At 41.8% G+C, this 4,513-nt stretch carries 4 protein-coding genes; 1 reads left to right on the top strand and 3 read right to left on the bottom strand.

Features of this window, described 5'->3' with window-relative positions; translation table 11 throughout:
* Positions 1–115 precede the first annotated feature (115 nt).
* Positions 116–1,645 carry an Imm51 family immunity protein gene (locus AC1DSE_RS30680; protein WP_477528734.1) on the bottom strand — a complete coding sequence of 510 codons (1,530 nt, stop codon included), beginning with the start codon at positions 1,643–1,645 and terminating at the stop codon, positions 116–118.
* Positions 1,646–2,032: 387 nt separating this feature from the next.
* On the opposite strand from AC1DSE_RS30680, the gene AC1DSE_RS30685 reads away from it, so the two are divergent.
* Positions 2,033–2,461: an NUDIX hydrolase gene (locus tag AC1DSE_RS30685; protein WP_430063174.1), complete on the top strand. Its 429-nt coding sequence runs from the start codon at positions 2,033–2,035 to the stop codon at positions 2,459–2,461.
* Between the two features lie 205 nt (positions 2,462–2,666).
* Here AC1DSE_RS30685 and AC1DSE_RS30690 read toward each other — a convergent pair whose 3' ends face one another.
* Positions 2,667–3,728, bottom strand: coding sequence for an NAD(P)-dependent alcohol dehydrogenase (locus tag AC1DSE_RS30690; RefSeq protein WP_477512051.1), 1,062 nt, complete (start codon positions 3,726–3,728; stop codon positions 2,667–2,669).
* Between the two features lie 144 nt (positions 3,729–3,872).
* Positions 3,873–4,256 carry a MerR family transcriptional regulator gene (locus AC1DSE_RS30695; protein ID WP_441911906.1) on the bottom strand — a complete coding sequence of 128 codons (384 nt, stop codon included), beginning with the start codon at positions 4,254–4,256 and terminating at the stop codon, positions 3,873–3,875.
* Between the last annotated feature and the right edge of the window lie 257 nt (positions 4,257–4,513).

The raw sequence follows: 4,513 nt of genomic DNA on the forward strand, positions 1-4,513 counted from the left end.
GTGCTAGTATTAAAAGCTCTATCATTCATTTGAAAAATGATAATTTCGAGGATGTTGATCTAAATGGCGATTTAATACTGGATAATTCATAACTGGAATTGTCCGAATGATTAGCTCAATCCAATTCTGCGCGAGTGAATAGATCGTAAATAAGCACCTCATCCTCACAAGCGAATTTGAACGCCCATGCGAACTGTTCTAATGCGACTCCATTACTCGAGTAGGCACAGAACATATCTGCTTCCGGGTCAAAATGAATCGTTTCCGCGAGTTCCGGCATCCGCTCATTCAAGAACACCGCCGCCAATGAAGCCCAATCGTAACCGTTGCCTTCGAACCCCTCGTCTGCCCGGGTGTCGAATAGTTCGGCCAAATAGCTACCGACCGTCAGAATGACAGATTTGCCGCCATTATTTTGTTTCACGATGGTAAAGGGGGCCACATCCTTCGTTTCTCCTTCAGCTGACAATGACTGTGCAGCTTCTGCTTCCGCGGAAAGCTTTGCTATAACCGCACTGCGTGCCTCGTCCGTGAAGCGGAGAACCCTGTTCTCCTCAACGATAAGGCCTTCCGCGATTCGCCCATCCAGCCAATCGCTGATGAAGMCAGGAGCGTACCCTCCTTGGCCGAATTCACCGCCGAAAGCGATCATTTGCTGATAGGTATCCAGATACTGCTGACGGCTGGTAGTCGGGTAAGCGTTGGTATATAGCCAGAACTGGACATCGTACATGAGATGAGACCGCTCATCCGCATGAAATGAGAAATGGTTCTTCTCCTGGACGATCCGGGTACAGACACTGCGTATTTTGGACTCCAGCCCGTCAACATCAGAGGCCTGACCGCAGAGTTCCGTGAGCAGTGGAGAGAATTTTCCTTCAGCCACTTTGCGCAGATCGTTCTCTTTATCTTCTTCAGTAGTGTCGTAATCCTCATCATTCACCAGACCGCGGATAAACGACTCGAAGTTGGGTGCCAGAAATGTGATCTCGTAATCATCTTCCTGATCGACATGAATGACTTCTGGTTCGCCGTCCTTGCCACAGCGACGGTAATCCAGCATCACAACATCGTGCCCTGCCGAAGGGCAGTCACAAATTACCACACCGATATCCGGATATCCCCATTCTTCAATCATGAATGGACTGCCGAGATCACCGCAGATAGAGTAGCTTTTGTCGCGTCCGATCCCCATAATTCCTGTTATAGCAATATGATCCTCAGCCCAAGAGGTAGCTTCATCTGTCGGAAAGGATGTATTATGGGGAATGCCACCGTTCTGATGCTTCATAAGAGCGATGTAGGCTGCCGGTAGCTTATAGCCGAGTTCTTCTTCTACAGAAGAAATCAGCTCATCTGTAGGCGGATCAGAGACATATTGTTCTCTAGCATAGTTACTGTCTTCCCAGAAGCTGTCGAGATCCATACCTTCAAAAGGAATCGCTCCCTGGTCTTTCATTTGTTTGCTGAGTGTGCGCAGGGATTCAGCTTTTTGTTGTTTTTGCCATTTGCTATGGCTCCAGTCTAACAATCTGGCTGAATGCTGATCGTTAGGATCCAGCTCTAGCGCGGTGCTTAGCACACTTGCCGCTTCCTCATACCGCTTCATATAATAGTAGGAATAGCCTACGCGAAAATACCACAACGGATCATTTTTTCCCTGCTCAGCAATGATAGCAAACTGTTCCAGTGCTTTTTTATACAAACTCAGATTGTTATAAGCCCGACCTATGCTGCTGATCATATCGTAATCCCTGTCCGCTGGAGGAATCTTCATCAGAGTGTCTACGATCTGCTGGTGTTCGTCATCCTCGTGCCACTGCAATATCTGTGCGCTTAGCTCTTGTTCCATCGTTGCCGCCTGCCTCCTAAGTAAAATATGATTTTCTCTATTTTACCAGAGAGAAAGCTATGAATGGAAATGTTTAGCGTCAATACGCAGTCTGCGTCGGTCTGCCCCAAAAGGGCAGTATACAGCTATAGGAAATTAGTGGTAATCTAGTTTTGTTATTTTAAAAAAGGGGAGGACGATATAGTGGCTCCAAAACATATAGTTTCTGCGGCAACAATTGTAGTTAATGAGCGTAACGAAATATTATTGATAAAAGGACCTAAACGAGGTTGGGAAATGCCAGGAGGGCAGGTTGAAGAAGGTGAATCATTGAAAGATGCAGCGATAAGGGAAACAAAGGAAGAGAGCGGTATAGATATAGAAGTGACAAAGTTTTGTGGTATTTTTCAAAATGTAAGTAGTAGTATTTGTAACACTTTATTTTTAGGCAGACCGGTCGGAGGAGAATTAACAACTACCGCTGAGTCTTTAGAAGTAGGATTTTTTCCAATCGAAACAGCATTAGAGATGGTGAGTTGGGGAAATTTCAGGCAAAGAATTGAGCTTTGCTTGAATGAAGAACTTCATCCTTTTTATGTTGAATTTTCCATTCCGCTTAAGGATTGCTAGAGAGTCTTAAGTTTTTTCCGTCGGAACTAACGGATAAGTATGATTTATTGGTCGTTGAAAGAACGATCTTAGTATGACACGGTGTTACAAAGGACTTATAGTTGGTAATCAAATAGCAAAAAGCCATCGTTTTGATCAAACTAAACGATGGCTTTTTTTCTTTTCATCAGGTCCGGTTTAAGTGGATATAAAAGATCATTGCGAGTTATAAAGTAGAAATGTCAATAACGAACCGATACCGCACATCATTTTTGAGAACACGCTCATACGATTCTTCGACTTGGTCTGCACTTATCACTTCGATCATAGGGGAAATACCGTGTTCAGCTGCGAAATCAAGCATTTCCTGTGTTTCACGAATTCCACCAACAAGTGAACCTGAAATGCTGCGACGACCCATAATTAAGGAAAATACATGATACTTATCGGGTTCGGCTGGTGCACCAACATTTACAAGTGTCCCATCAACGCGCAGTAGTGATAAATACGCATCAACATCCAGATTTGCAGACACGGTGTTTAAGATCAAATCAAAACGCCCCGCTAATTCTTTAAATGTAGCAGGTTCACTTGTAGCAAAGTAATGATCTGCGCCAAATTTCAATGCTTCTTCTTTCTTATCAATAGAGCGACTCAATACTGATACTTCAGCACCCATGGCATGAGCAAATTGAACTGCTACGTGGCCAAGACCTCCCATTCCGACAATGGCAACCTTCTTACCTGGGCCAGTATTCCAGTGTTTTAAAGGAGAGAATGTCGTAATGCCGGCACATAATAGTGGACAAGCCACATCCATATTCAGACCGTCTGGGATACGGACAACGAACCCTTCCTTTACAACGATTTTTTGGCTATATCCTCCGTATGTTGGATTACCATCATAGTCTAGACCGTTATATGTGTTGACTACACCCTTCGTACAATATTGCTCTTCTCCACTGAGACAATATTCGCATTCTCCGCAGGAATCAACAAAGCAGCCAACGCCAACACGGTCACCAACAACAAACTTGGTGACTTCTGTCCCTACTGCTTTTACGACTCCGGCAATTTCATGACCAGGAACCATGGGAAATATTCCGCCACCCCATTCACCGAATGCACTGTGAATATCAGAGTGGCAAATGCCACTAAACTTAATATCTATTAAGATATCGTTTGGCCGTAAATCTCTTCGCTCAATAATGATCTTTTCAAATGGTGCTTTTGCACTTGGGACACTTAGAACACGTGTTGTAGAAATGTTTTTATGATTATTACACATAATAGATAATACAATCCTTTCTTTGGTAAAATAATAAGTTGATTGAAGAAGTAACTCGGATCAACTTATTTTAATAGCAAGATTAGCTTAATCCTTAATGTGGACTTTAAGGCAAGGGCTTTTTGAAAATTATTAAAAAAGTTCTTATTTAAGATTTTCTTTGTAGTACTTCTTTTCTAATACATCGTAGTATTCTATTTTCAAATCAATTTTGATAAAAGCGTTATCCAAGTCTCGTTGTTTCTCCATCATTTTTTCTTTATGCTTTTCAAATATCTGTTTGCGTTGCGAGGCTGTGCTATCTCCTACTTTTGTTAACTCCACGATTGCACGTAACTCTGAAAGAGGGATGTCAGTTTTTCGTAAACATACAATAAGCTCTAACCATAATAAATCTGCTTCGTTAAAAATACGATTTCCATTTTCATCCCTTTTTATAAAAGGTAAAAGACCTTCTTGTTCATAATAACGGAGTGTATGTGCAGGCAAACCTATCTTATCTGCTGCTTCTTTGATATGAATTTCCATTTGAATCCTCCATATATCCTTATAATTATTTTGCTCTTATTAATGTGATCATCAGTTAGGTTTTATTATAGACCTTAAAGTACACTTTAATGCAACAGCGCTTTCTCATCTTGTTCTAGTGATTTTAGATTATCGCTTGACTTAAAGTCGACTTTAAGAGTTATTGTTGCTTTGTTTAGAAAATAGTAAAGATACAAGGAAGGCTGGAGATGCTTTTTATGGATAAACGAAGTAATTTGCTTATATTTATATTGGCG

It is taken from the genome of Paenibacillus sp. 01L418 (assembly GCF_056400045.1).

Coding starts and splice junctions, on each gene's coding strand:
- AC1DSE_RS30690 (WP_477512051.1), bottom strand. CDS start 3,728: ATGTGTAATAATCATAAAAACATTTCTACAACACGTGTTCTAAGTGTC.
- AC1DSE_RS30695 (WP_441911906.1), bottom strand. CDS start 4,256: ATGGAAATTCATATCAAAGAAGCAGCAGATAAGATAGGTTTGCCTGCA.